16 protein-coding genes and 1 pseudogene are annotated in these 20,857 nt (G+C 73.7%); 9 read left to right on the top strand and 8 right to left on the bottom strand.

Annotated features, from left to right (window positions below; genetic code table 11):
- The first annotated feature begins 69 nt into the window (after positions 1 to 69).
- Positions 70 to 903, top strand: a complete 834-nt coding sequence (locus IE330_RS16370; RefSeq protein ID WP_190136747.1) for a MurR/RpiR family transcriptional regulator — start codon at positions 70 to 72, stop codon at positions 901 to 903.
- 24 nt (positions 904 to 927) lie between these two features.
- Here IE330_RS16370 and hutI read toward each other — a convergent pair whose 3' ends face one another.
- The 4 genes from hutI to hutU form a co-directional block, all read right to left on the bottom strand.
- Positions 928 to 2,097, bottom strand: coding sequence for an imidazolonepropionase (gene hutI / locus IE330_RS16365; RefSeq protein ID WP_190136746.1), 1,170 nt, complete (start codon positions 2,095 to 2,097; stop codon positions 928 to 930).
- Between the two features lie 214 nt (positions 2,098 to 2,311).
- Positions 2,312 to 3,661, bottom strand: coding sequence for a formimidoylglutamate deiminase (locus tag IE330_RS16360; RefSeq protein ID WP_190136762.1), 1,350 nt, complete (start codon positions 3,659 to 3,661; stop codon positions 2,312 to 2,314).
- Positions 3,658 to 4,860 carry an allantoate amidohydrolase gene (locus IE330_RS16355; protein ID WP_190136761.1) on the bottom strand — a complete coding sequence of 401 codons (1,203 nt, stop codon included), beginning with the start codon at positions 4,858 to 4,860 and terminating at the stop codon, positions 3,658 to 3,660. Before IE330_RS16355 ends, IE330_RS16360 begins: the two co-directional genes overlap by 4 nt.
- Positions 4,861 to 4,937: 77 nt before the next feature.
- The gene (gene hutU, locus IE330_RS16350; protein WP_190136745.1) at positions 4,938 to 6,596 is read right to left on the bottom strand and encodes a urocanate hydratase; all 1,659 of its coding nucleotides are present in this window, start codon (positions 6,594 to 6,596) and stop codon (positions 4,938 to 4,940) included.
- Positions 6,597 to 6,711: 115 nt separating this feature from the next.
- Between hutU and IE330_RS16345 the strand changes: the two genes are divergently transcribed.
- Entirely contained in the window at positions 6,712 to 8,130 is a 1,419-nt protein-coding gene (locus tag IE330_RS16345) for a type III PLP-dependent enzyme domain-containing protein (protein ID WP_190136744.1), read from the top strand.
- Positions 8,131 to 8,323: 193 nt separating this feature from the next.
- A complete protein-coding gene (locus tag IE330_RS16340) occupies positions 8,324 to 9,691 on the top strand; it encodes an APC family permease (RefSeq protein WP_190136743.1) in 1,368 nt (455 codons plus the stop codon).
- 153 nt (positions 9,692 to 9,844) lie between these two features.
- Here IE330_RS16340 and IE330_RS16335 read toward each other — a convergent pair whose 3' ends face one another.
- On the bottom strand, positions 9,845 to 10,810 hold the full coding sequence (locus tag IE330_RS16335) for an RNA polymerase sigma factor SigF (RefSeq protein WP_373314660.1): 966 nt from the start codon (positions 10,808 to 10,810) through the stop codon (positions 9,845 to 9,847).
- Positions 10,811 to 11,072: 262 nt separating this feature from the next.
- On the opposite strand from IE330_RS16335, the gene IE330_RS16330 reads away from it, so the two are divergent.
- The 4 genes from IE330_RS16330 (at position 11,073) to IE330_RS16315 (ending at position 14,021) form a co-directional block, all read left to right on the top strand.
- The gene (locus tag IE330_RS16330; protein WP_190136742.1) at positions 11,073 to 11,441 is read left to right on the top strand and encodes an STAS domain-containing protein; all 369 of its coding nucleotides are present in this window, start codon (positions 11,073 to 11,075) and stop codon (positions 11,439 to 11,441) included.
- A 331-nt stretch (positions 11,442 to 11,772) separates the two neighbouring features.
- A complete protein-coding gene (locus tag IE330_RS16325; RefSeq protein WP_190136741.1) occupies positions 11,773 to 12,285 on the top strand; it encodes an ATP-binding protein in 513 nt (170 codons plus the stop codon).
- Positions 12,286 to 12,565: 280 nt separating this feature from the next.
- Positions 12,566 to 13,303, top strand: a complete 738-nt coding sequence (locus IE330_RS16320; RefSeq protein WP_190136740.1) for an LPXTG cell wall anchor domain-containing protein — start codon at positions 12,566 to 12,568, stop codon at positions 13,301 to 13,303.
- Positions 13,304 to 13,361: 58 nt separating this feature from the next.
- A complete protein-coding gene (locus IE330_RS16315; RefSeq protein ID WP_190136739.1) occupies positions 13,362 to 14,021 on the top strand; it encodes a hypothetical protein in 660 nt (219 codons plus the stop codon).
- A 360-nt stretch (positions 14,022 to 14,381) separates the two neighbouring features.
- On the opposite strand, the gene IE330_RS16310 is transcribed toward IE330_RS16315, so the two are convergent.
- Together IE330_RS16310 and IE330_RS16305 are read right to left on the bottom strand one after the other, a co-directional pair.
- Complete coding sequence (locus IE330_RS16310; RefSeq protein ID WP_190136738.1) at positions 14,382 to 15,242, bottom strand: alpha/beta hydrolase family protein; 861 nt, start codon at positions 15,240 to 15,242, stop codon at positions 14,382 to 14,384.
- A 119-nt stretch (positions 15,243 to 15,361) separates the two neighbouring features.
- Positions 15,362 to 16,849, bottom strand: a complete 1,488-nt coding sequence (locus IE330_RS16305) for a peptide MFS transporter (protein ID WP_190136737.1) — start codon at positions 16,847 to 16,849, stop codon at positions 15,362 to 15,364.
- A gap of 851 nt (positions 16,850 to 17,700) precedes the next feature.
- Between IE330_RS16305 and IE330_RS16300 the strand changes: the two genes are divergently transcribed.
- Both IE330_RS16300 and IE330_RS16295 read left to right on the top strand, forming a co-directional pair.
- Positions 17,701 to 18,378, top strand: a complete 678-nt coding sequence (locus IE330_RS16300; protein ID WP_164324255.1) for a response regulator transcription factor — start codon at positions 17,701 to 17,703, stop codon at positions 18,376 to 18,378.
- 449 nt (positions 18,379 to 18,827) lie between these two features.
- Positions 18,828 to 20,066 (top strand): annotated as a pseudogene (locus IE330_RS16295) (sensor histidine kinase); the annotation flags it as partial.
- 229 nt (positions 20,067 to 20,295) lie between these two features.
- On the opposite strand, the gene IE330_RS16290 reads toward IE330_RS16295, so the two are convergent.
- Positions 20,296 to 20,829 (bottom strand): GtrA family protein, encoded by a 534-nt coding sequence (locus tag IE330_RS16290; protein WP_190136736.1) that lies wholly within the window; start codon positions 20,827 to 20,829, stop codon positions 20,296 to 20,298.
- Positions 20,830 to 20,857 lie beyond the last annotated feature (28 nt).

Below are 20,857 nucleotides of genomic sequence, written 5' to 3'. Positions count from 1 at the left end.
TCAATGCCCGGGCGCGAACCTTGGGGAAGGCGATGCACACTCGTACGGCGACTCAGGGGAGGTCAGGGCATGGGTGACAGTCCGGCGGCACGGCTTCAGGCGCTCTTCGAAGGGCACCGGCTCACGCCCACGCAGCGGCGCATCGCCCACTGCATGGTGCGGCGCGCCGCCGACGCGCCCTTCCTGTCCAGCGTCGAGCTCGCCGAGCTCGCGGGCGTCAGCCAGCCGTCCGTGACCCGGTTCGCGGTCGCGCTCGGCTTCGACGGCTACCCCGCGCTCCGGCGCCACCTGCGCGACGTGGCCCCCGCGGAGGCGGCGGAGGACACCGCGGCGAACGAGTACCAGCAGGCCGTCGAGGCCGAGATCGAGAACCTGCGCCACCTCGCGGAGCTGCTCGCCGACCCCGCGCCCGTCGAGCGCGCGGGCCGCCTGCTCGCCGCCTCGCGCCCCCTGCCGGTCCTCGGCCTGCGCGCCGCCGCCTCCCAGGCCTACGGCTTCGCGTACTTCGCCGCGAAGGTCCACCCGGACGTGCGGCTGTTGCACGAGGGCGGCTCCATGCTCACCGACCGCCTCGACGCGGCGGTGCGCGCCGGGGCCACCGCCCTGCTCTGCTTCGCGCTGCCCCGCCACCCCCGGGAGGTCGTCGACGCGCTGGCGCACGCCCGGGGCGCGGGCCTGACCGTGGTCACCGTCGCCGACTCCGCCTTCGCGCCCGTGGCCGCGCACTCGGACGTGCTGCTGCCCGCCGCCGTCGGCACCGGCCTCGCCTTCGACACGGCCTGCGCGCCCATGCTGCTCGGCCGCGCGCTCCTGGAGGCCATGTGCGACGCGCTGCCGGACGCGCAGGCCCGCCTGGAGGAGTTCGACGTGGGCGCGGCCGAGCGGGGGCTCTTCGCGGAGTAGCCCCCGCCCGGCCCGGGGCCTCGTTCAGACGGCGCGGGTGCCCTCGCGCCACACCGCCGACACCAGCGGTACGCCCGGCCGGTACGCCAGGTGCACATGGCTCGGCGCGTCGAGCAGGGCCAGGTCCGCGCGGGCGCCCGGGCGCAGGTGCCCGACGTCCGTGCGGCGCAGCGCGGCCGCGCCGCCCGCCGTCGCCGCCCACACCGCCTCGTCCGGGGTCATGCCCATGTCCCGTACGGCGAGCGCGACGCAGAACGGCATCGACGACGTGAACGACGAGCCGGGGTTGCAGTCCGTGGACAGCGCGACGGTCGCGCCCGCGTCCAGGAGGCGGCGCGCGTCGGGCCACTGGGCGCGCGTGGAGAACTCCGCGCCCGGCAACAGCGTGGCCACGGTCTCGCTGTGCGCGAGGGCGTCCACGTCGGCGTCGGTGAGGTGGGTGCAGTGGTCGGCGCTGGCGGCGTCCAGCTCCACGGCGAGCTGTACGCCGGGGCCGTGGCCGAGCTGGTTGGCGTGTACGCGCGGGTGCAGGCCCTTCGCCTTCCCCGCGGTCAGGATCGTCCGGGCCTGGTCCCCGTCGAAGGCGCCCTTCTCGCAGAACACGTCGATCCAGCGGGCGTGCGGGGCGCAGGCCTCCAGCATCTCGCCGGTGACCAGGTCGACGTACGCCGCCGGGTCGTCGGCGTAGTCGGGGGACACGATGTGCGCGCCCAGGAAGGTCACCTCGTCGGTGTGGCGCCCCGCGACGCGCAGGGCGCGGGCCTCGTCCTCGGTGGTCAGGCCGTAGCCCGACTTCGTCTCGAACGTGGTCGTGCCCTGGCGCAGGGCCTCGGCGAGGTAGCGGGTGAGGTTCGCCTCCAGGGCCTCGTCCGTGGCGGCGCGGGTCGCGGCCACCGTGGTGCGGATGCCGCCCGCCTCGTACGGGCGGCCCTCCATGCGGGCGTTGAACTCCTGGGTGCGGTCGCCGGCGAAGAGGAGGTGCGAGTGCGAGTCCACGAAGCCGGGGATCGCCGCGCGGCCCTCGGCGTCGTACGCCTCGTCCGCGGCGGGGGCGTCGGCGGTGGGGCCGACCCAGGCGACGCGTGTGCCGTCCAGGACGACGGCGGCGTCCTGGAGGAGGCCGAGGGCGCCCTTGCCGAGGGACTGGTCGTTGGTGACGAGGGTGGTGATGTTGTGGATGAGGGTGGTGGGCATGGGGGTCCTGTTCGGGGTCGAGTGCGGTTGGGTGGGCCTCGCGGGGGCGCCCCGGTCCCGCCCCTTTCCCGAAACTGGGGCTCCGCCCCAGACCCCGCTCCTCAAACGCCGGAGGGGCTGGAACTGTACGCCGGGCCGCGCCGGAGAGTTTCAACCCGTCCGGCGTTTGCGGACGAGGCGCGGAGCGCCGATGAGCGGGGCGCCCCCGCGAGGCCTAGTGCAGCGCCGTCACCGCCCGGGCCAAGGCCGACGGGACGTCGGGGAGCAGGGTGTGGGTGCCGTCGCGGACCACGTGGCGGCCGCCGACCACGGTGTGCCGCACATCCACCGCGCTCGCCGCGAACACCGCCACCTCCGCCCCCAGCCGCGGCGCGGCCCCCGCGGTCCGCACGGAGTCCAGCGCGACCGTCGCGAAGTCGGCGAGCGCCCCGGGCGTGAGGGCCCCGGCGTCGGCCCAGCCGAGGGCCGCGTGCCCGTCGGCCGACGCCGCCCGCAGCAGCGCCGCGGCGGTGAAGTGGCCGCGCGCGTGCGAGCGGAGGCGCTCGTTCAGCTCCATGGCCCGCGCCTCCTCGAAGAGGTCGATGACGGCGTGGCTGTCGCTGCCCAGGGACAGGGGGCTGCCCGCCCGCTGGAGGGCGGGCGCGGGGCCGATGCCGTCGGCGAGGTCCCGCTCGGTGGTGGGGCACATGCAGGTGCCGGTGCCGGACCCGCCGATCAGGGCGATGTCCTCGTCGGTGAGGTGGGTGTTGTGGACGCCGGTGGTGCGCTCCCCGAGCACCCCGTGGTCGGCGAGCAGCCGCGTGGGCGTGCACCCGTGCACGGCCAGGCACGCCTCGTTCTCGGCGGTCTGCTCGGACAGGTGCACGTGGAGCGGGGCCCGGCGGGCCGCGGCCCACTCCGCGACCGTGCCGAGCTGCCGCGCGGGCACGGCCCGTACGGAGTGGACGGCCGCGCCGATCCGGGCGTGCTCGCGGTCTTTGAGGAGCGACGCCCGCTCGGCCCAGGCCTCGGTCGTGCCGTCGGAGAAGCGGAGCTGGTGGTGGTCGGGCGGGGCGCCCTCGGCGGCGCCGCGCAGGCCGGAGGCCACGTACGCCGTGTCGAGCAGCGTGATGCGGATGCCCGCGTCGGCGGCGGCCGCGAGCAGGGCCTCGCCCATGGCGTTCGGGTCGGCGTAGCGGGTGCCGCCCGGCGCGTGGTGCAGGTAGTGGAACTCGCCGACGGCGGTGACGCCCGCCAGGGCCATCTCGGCGTACACCGCCCGCGCCAGCGCGTGGTACGTCTCCGGCGTGAGCCGGTCGGCCACGGAGTACATGACCTCCCGCCACGTCCAGAACGTGCCGCTGCCCACCTGCACGGTCGAGCGCAGCGCGCGGTGGAAGGCGTGCGAGTGGGCGTTGGCGAGGCCGGGCAGCGTCAGGCCGCGCAGCACCGTCGCGCCCGGCGGCGGGGACGCCACGCCCGTGCGGACGGCCGCGATCCTGCCGTCCGCGCCCACGTCGAGCGCCACGCCCGGCTCCACGACGGGCTCCAGCCAGGCGTGCTCCGCCCAGTACGTGTGCGTCACCGGCACGCCAGGCCCTCCAGTACGTCGGCGAGTGCCCGCACCCCGGCCGCGCAGTCGTCCTCCGCCGCGTGCTCGGCGGGGGAGTGCGAGACGCCCGTGGGGTTGCGGACGAACAGCATGGCAGTCGGGACGGACGCGGACAGGATGCCCGCGTCGTGTCCCGCGCCGGTGCCGAGCACGGGCACCGCGCGGCCGGTGCGCTCCCGCAGGATCGCCCCGAGCTCGTCGCGCAGCGCGTGCGCGAACTCCACGACAGGGGTGAAGGACTCGCGGACGACGGCGAGGTCGACGCCGTGCCGGTCGGCGTACTCGCGGGCCGCCTTCTCCACGGCCGTCACGACCGTGTCGAGGGTGTCCTGGTCGGCGGCGCGCGCGTCCAGCCAGCCGCGCACCAGGGACGGGATGGCGTTGACGCCGTTCGGCTCGACGGAGATCTTGCCGAAGGTCGCCACCGCGCCCGCCAGCTCCGCCTCCCGGCGGGCCGCGAGGACCGTCTCGGCGTAGCTCAGCATCGGGTCGCGGCGGTCGGCGAGCCGGGTGGTGCCCGCGTGGTTGGCCTCGCCGCGGAAGTCGAAGCGCCAGCGGCCGTGCGGCCAGATGGCGCTGGCGATGCCCACCGGGTCGCCGGACAGGTCCAGGGCGCGGCCCTGCTCGACGTGCAGCTCCACGAACGCGCCGATCCGGGCGAGGCGCCCGGGGTCCGCGCCGATGGCCTCCGGGTCGTACCCGGCGGCCTCCATCGCCTCCGGGAGGCGTACGCCGTCGCCGTCGCGCAGCTCGTACGCCTGCTCCTTGGTGAGCTGCCCGGCCGTGAGCCGGGAGCCGACGCAGGCCAGGCCGAAGCGGGCGCCCTCCTCGTCGCCGAAGTTCGTGACGGCGAGCGGCCGGGTGAACTCCGCGCCCCGGGCGCGGAGTTCGTCCAGCGCGGCGAAGGCGGACACCACGCCGAGGGGGCCGTCGAAGGCGCCGCCGTCCGGCACGGAGTCCAGGTGCGAGCCGGTGACGACGGCGTCGCCCGCGGCGGGGTCGCCGAGCCAGGCCCACTGGTTGCCGTTGCGGTCCGTCTCGTACGCCAGGCCGCGGCGCGCGGCCTGCTCCTGGAACCAGGTGCGGCAGTCGGCGTCCGCGCCGGTCCAGGCCGAGCGGCGGTAGCCGCCGGAGTCGGCGTCGCGGCCGATGGGGTGCAGCTCGCGCCACATCTCCTGGAAGGACGGGGGGTGCACCGGGGCGCCGGCCCGCACGGCGGGCGAGGACGGGGCCGAGGGCCGGTCCGCTGTCACTCGCCCTCCCGCATCGGGACCCGCACGCCGCGCTCGGACGCGACCTCCTCCGCGCCCTCGTAGCCCGCGTCCACGTGCCGGATCACGCCCATGCCCGGGTCGTTCGTCAGGACGCGGCGGATCTTCTCGGCGCCGAGCGCCGTGCCGTCGGCGACCGTGACCTGGCCCGCGTGGATCGAGCGGCCCATGCCGACGCCGCCGCCGTGGTGGATCGACACCCAGCTCGCGCCCGAGGCCACGTTCACCATGGCGTTGAGCAGCGGCCAGTCGGCGATGGCGTCGGAGCCGTCGCGCATGCCCTCGGTCTCCCGGTACGGGGAGGCGACGGAGCCGCAGTCGAGGTGGTCGCGGCCGATCGCGAGGGGGGCCTGGAGCTCGCCGGAGGCCACCATGTCGTTGAAGCGCTCGCCCGCCTTGTCGCGCTCGCCGTAGCCGAGCCAGCAGATGCGGGCGGGCAGGCCCTGGAAGTGGACGCGCTCGCCCGCCATCGTGATCCAGCGGTGCAGCGACTCGTTCTCCGGGAACAGGTCCAGGATCGCCCTGTCCGTCTTGGCGATGTCGGAGGCCTCGCCCGACAGGGCCGCCCAGCGGAACGGGCCCTTGCCCTCGCAGAACAGCGGCCGGATGTACGCGGGCACGAAGCCGGGGAAGGCGAACGCCCGCTCGTATCCGGCGAGTTGGGCCTCGCCGCGGATGGAGTTGCCGTAGTCGAAGACCTCGGCGCCCGCGTCCATGAAGCCGACCATGGCCTCGACGTGCCGGGCCATGGACTCGCGGGCGCGCTGCGTGAAGCCCGCCGGGTCCTTGGCCGCGTACGCCGCCATGTCGTCGAAGTCCACGCCGAGCGGCAGGTACGCCAGCGGGTCGTGGGCGGACGTCTGGTCCGTGACGATGTCGATCGGGGCGCCCTCGGCGAGCATCCGCGGCAGCAGCTCCGCGGCGTTGCCGAGCAGGCCGATCGACAGCGGGCGGCGGGCGTCGCGGGCCTCGGTGGCGAGCTGGAGCGCGTGCTCCAGGGAGTCGGCCCGCACGTCGAGGTAGCGGTGCTCGATGCGGCGCTCGATGGCGCGCGGGTCGCAGTCGATGCAGATCGCGACGCCGTCGTTCATGGTGACGGCGAGCGGCTGGGCGCCGCCCATGCCGCCGAGCCCGGCGGTCAGGGTGATGGTCCCGGCGAGGGTGCCGCCGAACTTCTTCGCCGCGACCGCCGCGAACGTCTCGTACGTGCCCTGGAGGATGCCCTGGGTGCCGATGTAGATCCACGACCCGGCCGTCATCTGGCCGTACATGGTCAGGCCGAGGGCCTCCAGGCGGCGGAACTCCTCCCAGTTCGCCCAGTCGCCGACCAGGTTGGAGTTGGCGATGAGCACGCGCGGCGCCCACTCGTGGGTCTGCATCACGCCGACGGGGCGGCCGGACTGGACGAGCATCGTCTCGTCCTGCTTGAGGCTCCTCAGGGTGCGCACCATCGCGTCGAAGGACCGCCAGTCGCGGGCCGCCCTGCCGGTGCCGCCGTAGACGACGAGCTTGTCCGGGTGCTCCGCGACCTCGGGGTCGAGGTTGTTCTGGAGCATGCGCAGCGCGGCCTCCTGCTGCCAGCCCAGGGCGCTCAGTTCGGTGCCGCGCGGCGCTCGTACGGGCCTCGGTCCTGACATGGCGGTGCCTCCTCCTGCTGTGACCTTGTTATTCACATCCTGGTGACGTGAATAGGACTAGTCAATAGCGTCGTAGGGCCAGCGGGCGCGGCGCCCGGGTGATTGCCTGGAGCACATGAGCCTCGATCACGACACGGCCGGTACGGCAGGACCGGACCAGGACGCCCCCGCCCCGGCCCACGGCGCCGGCGCCCCGCACCCCGGCGGCTCCGCCCGCGCACGGCGCGACCTCGCCGTCCGCGCCGCCGTCGACCAGGGCGTCCTCGGCCCCGGCACCCCCGTGGCCGGCCTCCTCGACGTCACCGGCATCCGCGCCTCCGCGGCCGCGCTCACCGCCGCCTTCGCGGCCGTCACCCCGCCCGGCACCCCCGTCCTGCACGCCTTCGCCGTGAAGGCCACGCCCCTGGTGCCCGTGCTGCGGCTGCTGCACGACGCCGGGATCGGCGCCGAGGTGGCCAGCCCCGGCGAGCTGGCCCTGGCCCGCGCCGCCGGGGTGCCGCCCCGGCGCACCGTCCTCGACTCGCCCGCCAAGACCCCCGCCGAACTGCGCGAAGCCCTCGCCCTCGGCATCGCCGTCAACGCCGACAACCTCCAGGAGCTGGCCCGCCTCGACGCCCTGGTCCGCTCCGCGCCCACCGCCTCACCGCTGGGCGTCCGCGTGAACCCGCAGGTCGGCGGCGGCTCCATCGGCGCGCTCTCCACGGCCACCGCCACCTCCAAGTTCGGCGTGCCGCTGCGGGACGAGGGCGCCCGCGACCGGCTCGTCCAGGCCTTCCTGGACCGGCCGTGGCTGACCCGGCTGCACGCCCACTCCGGCTCCCAGGGCATGCCCCTGGACCTGCTGGTCCAGGGCGTCGAGGCCGCGTACGAACTCGCCGAGGAGATCAACGCCCGCGCCGGGCGCCGCCAGGTCGACACCGTGGACATCGGCGGCGGCCTGCCCGTGAACTTCGGCTCCGACGAGGAGCGGCCCACGCACGCTCAGTACGCCCGCCTGCTCAAGGAGCGCGTGCCCGGCCTGCTCGACGGGCGCTACGGCCTCGTCACCGAGTTCGGCCGCTCGCTGCTCGCCAAGCACGGGGTGCTGCTCGCCCGCGTCGAGTACGTGAAGCAGGCCGGCGGGCGGGGCGTCGCGGTGACCCACGCGGGCGTCCAGTCGGCGACCCGCACGGTGTACGCGCCCGGGTCCTGGCCGCTGAGGATCGTCGCCTACGACGCCGCGGGCCGACCCAAGCAGGGGCCCGCCACCGGCCAGGACATCGCAGGACCCGCCTGCTTCGCGGGCGACCTGCTCGCCACCGACCGGCCGCTGCCGCCGCTCGCCCCGGGCGACCTGGTGGCGGCGCTGGACACCGGCGCGTACTACTTCGCGCACCACTACTCGTACAACAGCCTGCCCCGGCCGGCCGTGCACGGGTACGCGGTGGCCGCCGACGGCACGGTCCGCTTCTCGCGGGTGCGCGCGGCGCAGACCACGGCGGAGATCGTCGCGGAGGCGGGCGGGGCGGTCCCGGACGCCCTGCGCGGCCTGTAGCGCACGGGCCGCCGACGGCCGCAGCCCCCGCCCCGCGCCCCCGCCACCGCCCTCGCCCCGCGCCCCCGCCACCGCTCCCGACGCCGGAGAGACCCCCGATGAGCTCTGAGTTTCCTCAACTCCCGCATTCCGAAGGACCGTCAGGGGCAAGACCTCCTTCCCACGGTCCACGCCATGTTCGGGGGAGGCTCCTGTGACGACCTCAGGAACGAGCAGCGCCACCGCGCACCCGCCCGCCGAAGAGCCCGGCCTGCGCCGGGTCCTCGGCCCGAAACTGCTGATCCTCTTCGTGATCGGCGACATCCTCGGCACCGGCATCTACGCCACCACCGGCAAGGTCGCCGGGAAGGTGGGCGGCGCGCTGTGGCTGCCCTTCCTCATCGGCTTCGTGGTGGCGATCCTGACGGCCGCCTCGTACGTGGAGCTGGTCGGCAAGTACCCGAAGGCGGCGGGCGCCGCCCTCTACACGCAGAAGGCGTTCAAGGTCCCCTTCCTCACCTTCATCGTCGCCTTCATGGTCATGTGCTCGGGCCTGTCGTCGGCGAGCGCCGCCGCCCGCGCCTTCAGCGGCGACTACCTGAGCGAGCTGACCGGCGACGCGCTGCCGCCGACGCTGATCGCGATCGCGTTCATCCTCGCCCTCGCCGCGCTGAACCTGCGCGGGGTGTCGGAGTCGGTGAAGACGAACGTGGTGCTGACGATCGTCGAGCTGACCGGGCTCATGATCATCCTCGCCATCGGCGCCTGGGCGGTCCTGACCGGCGACGGGGAGCCCGGCCGGCTCACCGAGTTCGAGGCGGACGGCTCGGGCTACGCGCTGATGACGGGCATCCTCGGCGCCACCGCGCTCGGCTTCTTCGCCTTCGTCGGCTTCGAGGACTCGGTGAACATGGCCGAGGAGACCAAGGACCCCACCCGCACCTTCCCCCGCGCGATCTTCATCGGCGTGGCGGTGACCGGCACCCTCTACGTCCTGGTCGCCCTGGTCTCGTCCCTGCTGGTGGACCACAAGACCCTGGAGGGCTCCAGCGGCCCGCTCCTGGAGGTCGTCAAGGCGGGCGGCGTGGACTTCCCGCACAAGCTCTTCGCGCTCATCGCCCTGTTCGCGGTCACCAACTCGGCGCTCATCAACATCATGATGGCCTCCCGCCTCTGCTACGGGATGGCCAACGAGCGCATCCTGCCGCGCGCCATGGGGCGCGTCCTGGCCCGCCGCCGCACGCCCGTCACGGGCATCGTCTTCGTGTCCCTGCTCGCCATCGGCCTGGTCTCCACCGGGGAGATCGAGGGGCTCGGCGACACCACGGCGTTCCTGCTCCTGTGCGTGTTCGCCGTCGTCAACGTCGCGGTCCTCGTGCTGCGCCGCGACCGCGTGGAGCACCGGCACTTCCGGACCCCGACCGCGCTGCCCGTGCTCGGCGCGATCACCGCACTCGTCCTGGCCAGCCCGCTGGCCGACCGGCCCGCCGACGTCTACATCCGCGCCGGGGTGCTGCTCGCGATCGGCATCGCGCTGTGGGCGGTGAACAAACTGGTGATGAGGGCCCGGCCGGTGGAATAAGCCGGGAATCGGCGGGCACCCGGTCCCTGACGCGAGCCGGGGCCCCGCCCCCCGGGCCCCGGCGCGCCGTCGAGCGGCGGCACGGGGTTCCAGGGGGCGGGGCCCCAGGGCGTGCGGGAAGGGCGGGTCCGGGGGACACCGCGCCGGGCGCGGCTACTCCTCGACCGTCAGGCCCTTGCGCAGGCGCACCAGCGTGCGGGAGAGCAGGCGTGACACGTGCATCTGCGAGATGCCGAGCTCCTCGCCGATCTCCGACTGCGTCATGTTCGCCACGAACCGCAGCGAGAGGATCTTGCGGTCCCGCGGCGGCAGTTCCGCGATGAGCGGCTTCAGGGACTCGACGTACTCGATGCCTTCGAGGCCGTGGTCCTCGTAGCCGATGCGGTCGGCGAGCGCGCCCTCGGAGTCGTCGTCCTCGGGCTGCGCGTCCAGCGAACTCGCGGTGTAGGCGTTGGACGCCGCCATGCCCTCGACGACCTCGTCGTGCGTGAGGCCGAGGCGCTCGGCGAGCTCGGCCACCGTCGGCGCGCGGTCGAGCTGCTGGGCGAGCTCGTCACCCGCCTTGGCGAGGTCGAGCCGCAGCTCCTGCAGGCGCCGCGGGACGCGGACCGACCAGGACGTGTCGCGGAAGAAGCGCTTGATCTCGCCGACGATCGTCGGCATCGCGAAGGTGGGGAACTCCACACCGCGGCTGAGCTCGAAGCGGTCGATGGCCTTGATGAGGCCGATGGTGCCGACCTGGACGATGTCCTCCATCGGCTCGCTGCGGGAGCGGAACCGGGAGGCGGCGAACTTGACGAGCGCCAGGTTCAGTTCGACCAGGGTGTTGCGCACGTACGCGTGGGCGTGCGTGCCTTCTTCGAGGGACTCGAGCCGCTCGAAGAGCGTCTTGGACAGGGCTCGCGCGTCGAGCGCGCCCACCTCGTCGTACGGCGGGATCTCGGGGAGCCCGGAGAGGCACTCGGGCCGCTCGCCGGCGAGCGGCTGATCCGTGCGGACCGGCGGCAGGGCTTCGGCGGCAGGGCCGGGGATCGTGGGTCGGGCGGGGTTCGGCGGGGGTGTCGACGTCGCTTGGTCAGTTCGCGATTCGTCGAGCCGGGGTGACATGGTGTCCTCCATCGTTCTCGGCATATGGCTGCCGATGCCACTACGTGCACTGCGGTGTGCGGCGCCTCCATGGCCGTCCGGGTCGAGTGGTGTCTCTTCTACCCCTACCCGCTTCCGCGGAGGCATCGCAAGTGGCTTTGGTGACGAAATGTCCGAATTCGGGGGGATGTTCGGGTACCCCGAGGCGTACGGAAGGCGTAATGTTCAAGGGCGTCATCGTGCGCCACGGCGCGCGTCAGGGAACAACTCACGACGGTCGGAAGAGAGTGACGGCATGGACCGCGGGACGGTCGGCAGTGCACACAGGGGCCGGCTTCTGGTGGAAGTCCGGAAAGAGGGCAGCGGTGCCGTCGTGACGCCGGTGGGTGAGCTCGATCACCACACCGCCGATCTGCTGCGGGAGCCGCTGGAGAGCTGCGTCGACGAGGGCTTCTCACGCCTCGTGGTGGACTGCTCACGGCTGGAGTTCTGTGACTCCACGGGGTTGAACGTCCTCCTGGGCGCCCGGCTCAAGGCCGAGGCGGCGGGCGGAGCGGTGCATCTGGCGGGCATGCAGCCGGTGGTCGCCCGGGTCTTCGAGATCACCGGGGCGGACGCCGTCTTCACCGTCCACGAGACGCTCGAAGCGGCGCTCGCCGACTGAGCGCCACCTGTTTTCGTGGGGAGCGTGAGACGCGTGGGAAACAGTGGGACGTATGAAGTGAAGCGTTATGCGTCAGCCGTCACTCTGTGACCAATGCGTTACGGGCGCCACACGGTATCTGCAGAATCCATGGGTGTCCGCACGGATCGGCCGGGCAGAAGTCACCCAGTATCCGTCGGCGGCCGGTGTCCGGCGGCCGGTGGTCCGTATGACACAACAAACGTCAGAAACGACAAGCGGCCGGGAGCGGCCGGGTGGGCCAGCGACCCGCCGCCGGGGGCCGAGGCCCGTCACTTGTCGAGAGTCCTCTTGTCGGTGAGGTGAAGTGCTGATGAGCGCCACCCGGCCTTACTCGCCGGGCGACCGTGGCCCGGACCCGGAGGCCGCTGTCGCGGACGCTCCCGCGCACCCGGCCCCCGGGCCCGCGGGCCGTCAGGTCCGCAGACTCAGCCTGGAGGGTGCCAGTGCCGTGGTGCCGCTCGCGCGGGACTTCACCCGCGAGGCGCTGCACGCCTGGGGCTGGCTGCCCGCGGCGACCGCGGACCGCCGGGCCGCCGCGGAGGACGTCCTGCTCGTCGTCTCCGAGCTGGTCACCAACGCCTGCCTGCACGCGGAGGGGCCCGACGAGCTCGGCCTGTCCTGCGACAGCGACAGGAAGGTGCTCCGCGTCGAGGTCTCCGACCGCGGGGCCGGCCAGCCCACGCCGCGCACGCCGCACCGCGCCGGGCGGCCCGGCGGGCACGGCATGTTCATCGTGCAGCGGCTCTGCCTCGACTGGGGCGTCGTCCGGAACCCCGGGGAGACGGGCAAGACGGTGTGGGCGGAGCTGGAGGCGCCGAGCTAGGGCACGCCCCCGGACGACACCGGCGACCTCACGCCTTTCGGGCTCCTTCGGGCTCCCTCGGCTCCTTAAGGCTCTCCCGGGCTCTTTCGGGCTCCTTAAGGCTCTCCCGGGCTCTTTCGGGCTCTTTCAGGACGCGCCGGATCCGCACGGATCCGGCGCGTCCCCATGTCTTCCCTCGACAAGGTCCCCGGCGTACCTTGAGCGCCCGATCTGATGTGCCGTCAGTTGCGCGACCCCGCGGCACGGATCCGCCCGCACCACGGCATGAGGGGAAGACGAGGTGTCGTACCAGAAACAGCCCGCCGCGCTCGTGGTCACCGCCGCTCTGGCCGGATCGGCCCTGCTGCTGGCCGCGCCCGCCGCGCGGGCCGAGGTCCAGGACGTGGACTACCAGTGCAGGACGCCCATCGGGAACAAGGGCGCCGTCTCGCCGATCGACATCAAGAGCACCAGGAGCGGCACGGGCCACAAGCTCACGATGTCCTTCCAGAAGGGCGTCTCCTCCAGCCCCGTCGAGCTCGGAAAGGGCGCGATGAAGCCGAGCGCGGTCATCGAGCTCGGCGGCGCGGAGCAGGGCACCGTCGCGGTGTCCGGGCCGCCCAACGCCGAGCCCGTCCCGGCCAACGCCCCCATCAAGATCAGCACCTTGACGGGCACGTACACGCCCAAGAAGTCCGGCAAGGTCACCTTCACCGCCGGGGTCCTCACCATCAAGGCCCTCGGTACGACGACCACGTGCACCCCCGCGAACGACCCGAAGCCGTCGCTCACCCTGGACGTGCGGAAAGCGGGCGGCTCCGACGCGGGCTCCGGCTCCGACGCGGGCTCCGCGCCCGGCGCGGGCTCCGGCTCCGACGCGTCGGACGGCGCGCGGGACACCCCCTCCGGCGGCGAGGAGCTGCCGCGGACCGGGCCCGCGGACTCCACCCTCGCGCTCGGCACTCTCGGCGGCACCGTGCTGCTCACGGGCGTGGCCGGAGTGCTGTGGCTGACGCGGCGGAACCGGGCGCGGGGCTGAGCGCGGCCCGGTCGGGCGGGTCGCCGCCGGGCGCCGTCACGGGGACGGGAGGCGGGCGGTGAGGCTATGGCGGAGGCGGCCGGGCGCGTACGCCCTCGCCGTGGTCCTGGTGCTCATCGGGTACGCCGTGACCGCCCCGGGCCCGGCCGCCGCGGACCCGCAGGGGCCCGCCGTCACCCTCTCCAGGACCCAGGCGGGCACCGGCGGGCCGGGCACCGTCTCGGGCACGGGGTGGCGGCCCCGGGCGCTGCCGGAGCCGCGCGGCGGCCGGCTCGCGGTCCTCGGGGAGCCCCGTCTCGACGGGGCGGACGGCATCCTGACGTGGTTCGGCGCCGCGCCCTCGCGCCGGCTCGTGCTCACCGTGGGCAACAGGGGCTCAAGGCCGGTCGTCGACCCGGTCTTCCGGATCGGCGCCTCCCGTGGCGTGCGGGCCCCGCGCTGGGAGGAACAGCGGTGGCGCGGCACGGTCGCCCCCGGCGGCGAGGCCACGATCAGCCTCCCGGTGGAGCTGACGCCGGGCGCCCACGGCGACCACCTGGTCTCGCTCCGCCACGACACCGAACTCCTGGCCGAACACCCATGGAAGGTCGGCCGCCCCTGGGGCGTCACCCTGTTCTGGACCCTCCTGACCCTGGTGACCACAGCGACAGCATTCCGCGCAACCAGCCTGCTCACCGCCCGCACCCCCCGAACACACCGAACCACTGCACCCGGCTGAGGCGCCCCGCAAGGGGCGCGGGGAACTGCGCGCCCAGCCAGGGACGGGCGGACAGCCGACACACCACCGCAGGGGGGCGGCGAAACGTCACCGCCCCCGGCGGGACGCTCGGCCCGGGGAGGGCGCCCGTAAGGGGCGCGGGGAACTGCGCGCCCAGCCAGGGACGGCGGACGGCCGGCACACCACCGCAGGGGGGGGCGGCGAAACGCCACCGCCCCCGGCGGGGCCCTCGGCCCGGGGAGGGCGCCCGTAAGGGGCGCGGGGAACTGCGCGCCCAGCCAGGGACGGCGGACGGCCGACACACCACCGCAGGCCGGCGGAGGGCAGCACAGGACGGGGAGCCACCGCGGCAGCGGTACCTCACCCGCGGGCGCGGGCGCGAGCCCGCAACCACGCCAGAACGCCTTCGGCGAGCCCCCGCTCCCGCAGCAGCGGCCCACCGTGCGCGGCACCCGGCACCGTACGCACGGTCACGTCCGACAGCCCGGCCCGGCGCTGGGCCGCGGCCAGCTCGGCCGAGTGCGCGGGCGGCACGAAGTCGCCCGCGGAGTGCACCAGGTACAGCGGAGCGTCCCGCGCACCGGAGGCGTGCGAGGCGGCCGTCATGTCACTCCAGAGCTCCCGGCACCGCGCCCCCGCGCGATCGGGCACGCACCCGGCGAGCCGCTCCGCCGCCCGGGCAAGACCCCGCCGCTCGGGCGGGGCGTCCGGCCGGATGCCGTCGCGCCAGGCCCGGTACGGCGAGGCCACGGGGGACAGCGCGGCGACGCCCCGCGCGTACGCCCGGCCCTCGCCGTACGCGCCGACGCTCACCGCCAGGTGCCCGCCCGCCGACGAGCCCAGCAGCAGCGGCTTCCCGGCCCGCGGCCCCGCGTGCCGGGCGACCCAGCGCAGCGCGGCCAGGACGTCGGTGCGCTGCGCGGGCCAGACCGCGTCCGAGGAGAGCCGGTAGTCGGTCTCGTACACCGTGAAGCCGCGCGCGGCGAACCACCGCGACCAGCCGCTCCAGTCGGTGTCCCGCGCCCACGACCCGCCGTGCAGGACCACCAGGGCCGGGCCGCCGGTGCCGTACACCGTGATCGTCTGGCGCGGGTGCGGGCCGTAGGCGTGCGTGCGCGGCGGCTGCGGCCCGGCGGCCGGGCGGGACGCCTCCGCGGCGGTGCCGGACGACAGCAGGGCGCCGCACAGGGCGAGGGTCAGGAGCGTACGACGTACGGTCATGCCCCGATGGTCCACGGCCCGGCCCCGCCGGGCGGCGGGAAACGCCAAGGGCCACCGCACCGGGTGGTGCGGCGGCCCTCAGTTCGTACGGCTCGTACGGCGTACGCGCGGCGGCGGTGTCAGTTCACGTCGCCCATGAGCGTCTTGACCTTGTTGCGGTACATGTAGACCGCGAGGCCCGCGATGACGGCGAGCGTCGCCTCCATGCCCACGACGCCGGTCTTGTTCAGGTCGACGCCCGCGGTGGAGAGCAGGCTGGTGGTGCAGTCACCGGCGGTGACGGCGAGGAACCAGACGCCCAGCATCTGCGAGGCGTACTTCTGCGGGGCCATCTTCGTGGTGACCGAAAGGCCGACCGGGGAGACGCACAGCTCGCCGACGGTGTGCATGAAGTAGATCGCCACCATCCAGTACGCGCCGACCTTCTCGCCGTCCGCGGCCATGGTCAGCGGCATCAGGAAGACGAAGAACGAGGCACCGATCAGGACCAGGCCGGAGGCGAACTTCACCACCGTGCTCGGCTCCTTGCCGCTGCGGTTCAGCGCCAGCCACAGCCACGCGAAGACCGGGGCCAGCGCCATGATCAGGACCGGGTTGACCGACTGGTACCAGGAGACCGGGAAGTCGAAGCCGAGGATCGAGGTGTCCGTGGAGTTCTTGCCGAACAGGGCCACGGTGGACGCGCCCTGGTCGAAGATCATCCAGAAGACGGCCGCGGCCACGAAGAACCAGATGTACGCGGTCATCCTGGACTGCTCGACCCGCGACAGCTCCTTGTCGCGCTTGATGCGCGCGAGCACCGTGATCGGGATGACCAGGCCGAGGAGCGCGATCGGGACCGTCGCCCAGTTCAGGGTGTAGACGCCGGTGGCGACCGTGACGCCGTAGAAGACGACCGCGGCGATGACCCACAGCATGGCCTTGCGGAGCAGGCCCATGAGCTCCGGCTTCTCCACCGGCTTCGGGACGACGGCGCTGCGCTCGCTCAGGTGGCGCCCGCCGAGCAGGAACTGCACCAGGCCGAGGCCCATGCCGACGGCGGCGAGGGCGAAGCCCAGGTGCCAGTTGACCTTCTCGCCGACCGTGCCGATGGCCAGCGGCGCGATGAAGGCGCCCAGGTTGATGCCGATGTAGAAGAGCGTGAAGCCGCCGTCGCGGCGCGGGTCGTCCGGGCCGTCGTAGAGGTGGCCGACCATCGTGGAGATGTTGGCCTTCAGCAGGCCGGAGCCGATCGCGACCAGGACCAGGCCGAGGAAGAACATCGCCTGGCCGGGCAGGGCGAGGGTGACGTGACCGGCCATGATCACCAGGGCGGCGATCGTGATGGTCTTGCGCGGGCCCCACAGGCGGTCGGCGAACCAGCCGCCCGGCATGGCGAGCAGGTACACCATCGCCATGTAGATCGAGAAGATCGCCGTGGCGGTGGCGGCATTCATGTTCATGCCGCCGGGCGCGACCAGGTACAGGGGGAGCAGGGCCTTCATGCCATAGAAGCTGAAGCGCTCCCACATCTCGGTCATGAAGAGTGTGGCCAGGCCGCGGGGGTGGCCGAAGAAGGTCTTCTCGGTGCCGGAGCCGGCCGAGTCCTTCGTCAGGCTGGTCGCCATGGGTCGATCCTCGTGGTGTCGGGACGCGTGTGGCGTGACGCCATGGGCGCGCCCGGTGGGGGCGGTCGGCACCGGCGCCGTCCCGTCCGCCCCCTCGCCTGACGGGGGTTTCGTCCCGCTGCGCGCGGACACGAGAGACGGAGACACCGAGATCCACACCCCGACGCCTCATCGCGTACGGGGCCCGACCACAGGTCATTCCTTCCAGGCTGGCGAACACCAGCCCGCACACAGAAGAGACCCTTGGCGCGCAATAGCGGGCCAAAGGTCCTTGAGTAGTGCTACAGGCGTCTCGCCACCATACGACACCACAGAGCGTGATTTGGAAGGACTTGAGACATGGATCACAGGTGACCTTGGAACCAACCTCGCACATTCCAAGGTGTCCGTGAGATGTCCCCAAGGATCTCATCCCGGAACTTGATCTTCCGGGGTGCGGGGTGGGGCGGGGCGCCGCGTTGGCGGGGCGTAGCCGAGGGGTCGCGGTGCGCGTTGCCGGGGGCGGTTGTCGTGGTGCGTTCCGCTGTCGCTTTGCCGTGTCCTCGCCGCGTCGTGTCGGGGCCGTGCCCTGCTCTCGCTGCGTTGCGTCGGGGCCGTGCCCTGCTCTCGCTGCGTCGCGTTCGGGTCCGTCCCTCGTCCTGGCTGCGTCGCGTTCCGCGTTGCTCCGGTGCTGTCGTCGTATCGCGTTCCGGGCGGGCTGTCGTGCGTCCTGACGTGTCGCTGCCGCGTGGTTTTCCCGCGCCGCCCCCGGGGGCGCACCGAGGATGCCCCCGCGACGGGCCGGGGCCGGGCTCGGCGATCACCGTGCGATCAGCCTTCGGGGCTTGTCCGTCGCGGACTACCATCACCCCATGACCCGTGTACTGCTCGCCGAGGACGACGCGTCCATCTCGGAGCCGCTGGCCCGCGCACTGCGCCGGGAAGGCTACGAGGTCGAAGTGCGCGAGGACGGTCCGACCGCCCTCGACGCCGGGCTGCAGGGCAGCGTGGACCTGGTCGTGCTCGACCTGGGGCTGCCCGGCATGGACGGCCTGGAGGTCGCCCGGCGGCTGCGCGCCGAGGGGCACACGGTGCCGATCCTCATCCTCACCGCGCGCGCCGACGAGGTCGACACCGTCGTCGGGCTCGACGCGGGGGCCGACGACTACGTCACCAAGCCGTTCCGCCTCGCCGAACTGCTCGCGCGGGTACGGGCGCTGCTGCGGCGCGGCGCCTCGGAGCCGGCGCAGCCGCCCGCCACGCACGGCGTACGCATCGACGTCGAGTCGCACCGGGCCTGGATGGGGGAGGAGGAACTCCAGCTCACGGCCAAGGAGTTCGACCTGCTGCGGGTGCTCGTGCGGGACGCGGGGCGGGTCGTCACCCGGGACCAGCTCATGCGTGAGGTCTGGGACACGACGTGGTGGTCCTCCACCAAGACGCTGGACATGCACATTTCGTGGCTGCGCAAGAAGTTGGGGGATGACGCGGCCAATCCGCGGTACATCGCCACGGTTCGTGGCGTCGGCTTCCGCTTCGAGAAGTCCTAGCCCCTGCCGGGGCGGGTGGTTTCCCGCCCGCCCACCCGTGGCTCCCCGGCCTTGCCCGTCCGGCCCCGACGCGGAGCGCTGTCCCGCCGTCGTGGGTTTTTTCCCGCCCGCCCACCCATGGCTCCCCGGCTTTGCCTGCCCGGCCCCGACGCGGAGCGCTGTCCCGCCGTCGCGGGGTGTTTCCCGCCCGCCCACCCGTGGCTCCCCGGCTGCGCCCGTCCGGCCCCACTGCGAAGCGCTGTCCCGTCGTGGACGCCGCCCGCCCCCGCTGTGGGCAATCGTCCCGCTGGGCGATGGGGGTCCCCCCTGCTCGAGCGGAGCCGAGAGCTTGGGGGAGGGTGGGCACAGCCCGAGGTGCCGCTCAGCCGGGAAGGAGGGCGTTGGTCGGGCCCGGGGCGAGGCCGGGGGACACTGGTCGGGTCCGTTCCCCCGCCCGGCCGGAGGGCCCCGTGCGCCGACGCCTCATCAACTCGACCCTCGCCGTCGTCCTCGTAGTGATCGCCGTCTTCGGCGTCTCCCTGGTGATCGTCGAGACCCGCACGATCAGCAACAGCGCCCAGGAGCGCGTCAACTCCGAGGCCGTCCGCCTCGCGAGCATCGTCGACAGCCGCCTGATCAGCGACGAGCGCGTCACCGGCGAGGTCCTGCGGGAGCAGGTCGACATCGAGCGCTACGCCCGCATCGAGATCCCCGGCCGCGCCCCCATCGAGGTCGGCACCCGCCCGAAGGGCGACGTCATCCGGGCCGAGGAGGACGGCGAGGAGGGGGAGAAGGTCACCGTCGAGGAGCCCCGCACCGCCGTCACCCAGGAGGTCGGCCGCACCCTGCTGATCATCGGCGGGGTCGCCCTGCTCGCCATCGTGGCCGCGGTCCTGCTCGCCGTACGCCAGGCCAACCGCCTCGCCTCCCCGCTCACGGACCTCGCGGAGACCGCCGAGCGCCTCGGCTCCGGCGACCCGCGCCCCCGCCACCGGCGCTACGGCGTCCCGGAGCTGGACCGCGTCGCGGACGTGCTGGACTCCAGCGCGGAGCGGATCGCCCGCATGCTCACCGCCGAGCGGCGCCTGGCCGCCGACGCCTCGCACCAGTTGCGCACCCCGCTCACCGCCCTGTCCATGCGCCTGGAGGAGATCACCGTCACCGACGACCTGGACACGGTGAAGGAGGAGGCGACGATCGCGCTGACGCAGGTGGAGCGGCTCACGGACGTGGTGGAGCGGCTGCTCACCAACTCCCGCGACCCCCGCACCGGCTCCGCGGTCTCCTTCGACCTGGACGAGGTGATCAAGCAGCAGGTGGAGGAGTGGCGCCCGGCCTACCGCAGCGCGGGCCGCGCCATCGTCAGCTCCGGCAAGCGCCACCTCAAGGCCGTGGGCACCCCGGGCGCGGTCGCCCAGGTCCTCGCGGCGCTGATCGAGAACTCGCTGATGCACGGCGGCGGCACCGTCGCCCTGCGGACCCGCGTCACCGGCAACCAGGCGGTCATCGAGGTCACCGACAACGGCCCCGGCGTGCCCGCCGACCTCGGCGCGCGGATCTTCGAGCGCACCATCAGCGGCCGCAATTCGACAGGGATCGGACTCGCCGTGGCCCGCGATCTGGCCGAAGCGGACGGGGGCCGCCTGGAGATGCTCCAGGCCCAGCCCCCGGTGTTCGGGCTGTTCCTCTCGCGCCAGCAGCCGTCCCAGGACGACGCGACCGGGACGGACAGCGGCAAGGACGGCGAGACCGGCAAGGATGCCGGGCACGGCAAGGGAACCAAGCACGACCAGGCCGGGCGCGGAGCGGGCCCGCACCGCGACGGACAAACGGTCCGCTGAGCGCCCCCGCAGCCCCCACAGCCCCCGCGGCCTCCGCAGCCCCCGCGGCCTCCACAGCCCCCGCCGCCCCGTACCCCCACGGAGCCGCAGGCCGTCCTCAGCCCCGGCGCCGCGCCCCCGAGGCCGTCCCCCGCGGCTCCGTGCCGTCGCGGGCGTCCTCCTCCAGGAACGATTCCGCATGCGCGACCGCCTCCCGCGCGGGCAGCGCCCGGAACACCCAGGAGCGGTAGGACCAGAAGCGGAACAGCGTGGCGATGGCCATGCCGAGGAACTTGAAGACGTTCGTCTGGAGCTTGCTGTCCCAGTCGAACCCGTACGTCGCCACGTACAGGACGCCGTTCTCGATCACCAGGCCGACCACGCTGAACAGCAGGAAGAGCGTCAGCTCCTTGGTGCGGCCGCTCTTGTCCCGGTCGCGGTAGGTGAAGTAGCGGAATCCCACGTAGTTGCAGCAGATCGCGACGACCGTCGCGACGACGCTGGCGCGCACCACCTGGAGGTCGGTGACGTGGCGTACGAGGTTGAAGACGGCGAAGTTGATCAGCGTCCCCACGGCGCCCACGGCCCCGAACTTCGCCACTTCCCGTGTGAGCCGGTCCACTCGCACCCGTAGTGCGCCACGGTCCGTCATGGTCGCCCCAGCCCCCGTGTCGGTGTCG

Source organism: Streptomyces longispororuber, from assembly GCF_014656095.1.
GTDB classification, from domain to species: Bacteria; Actinomycetota; Actinomycetes; order Streptomycetales; family Streptomycetaceae; genus Streptomyces; species Streptomyces longispororuber.
Note: the sequence above shows the minus strand (reverse complement) of the source record. Positions and strands in the feature narration are given on the sequence as shown.

Excerpts from the sequence above, each read along its gene's own strand:
- IE330_RS16300 (WP_164324255.1), top strand. The coding sequence starts at position 17,701 with ATGACCCGTGTACTGCTCGCCGAGGACGACGCGTCCATCTCGGAGCCG.
- IE330_RS16305 (WP_190136737.1), bottom strand. The coding sequence starts at position 16,849 with ATGGCGACCAGCCTGACGAAGGACTCGGCCGGCTCCGGCACCGAGAAG.
- IE330_RS16330 (WP_190136742.1), top strand. The coding sequence starts at position 11,073 with ATGGACCGCGGGACGGTCGGCAGTGCACACAGGGGCCGGCTTCTGGTG.
- IE330_RS16345 (WP_190136744.1), top strand. The coding sequence starts at position 6,712 with ATGAGCCTCGATCACGACACGGCCGGTACGGCAGGACCGGACCAGGAC.
- IE330_RS16290 (WP_190136736.1), bottom strand. The coding sequence starts at position 20,829 with ATGACGGACCGTGGCGCACTACGGGTGCGAGTGGACCGGCTCACACGG.
- IE330_RS16335 (WP_373314660.1), bottom strand. The coding sequence starts at position 10,810 with ATGGAGGACACCATGTCACCCCGGCTCGACGAATCGCGAACTGACCAA.
- hutU (WP_190136745.1), bottom strand. The coding sequence starts at position 6,596 with ATGTCAGGACCGAGGCCCGTACGAGCGCCGCGCGGCACCGAACTGAGC.
- hutI (WP_190136746.1), bottom strand. The coding sequence starts at position 2,097 with ATGCCCACCACCCTCATCCACAACATCACCACCCTCGTCACCAACGAC.
- IE330_RS16355 (WP_190136761.1), bottom strand. The coding sequence starts at position 4,860 with ATGTGGCGCGAGCTGCACCCCATCGGCCGCGACGCCGACTCCGGCGGC.
- IE330_RS16370 (WP_190136747.1), top strand. The coding sequence starts at position 70 with ATGGGTGACAGTCCGGCGGCACGGCTTCAGGCGCTCTTCGAAGGGCAC.
- IE330_RS16310 (WP_190136738.1), bottom strand. The coding sequence starts at position 15,242 with ATGACCGTACGTCGTACGCTCCTGACCCTCGCCCTGTGCGGCGCCCTG.
- IE330_RS16325 (WP_190136741.1), top strand. The coding sequence starts at position 11,773 with ATGAGCGCCACCCGGCCTTACTCGCCGGGCGACCGTGGCCCGGACCCG.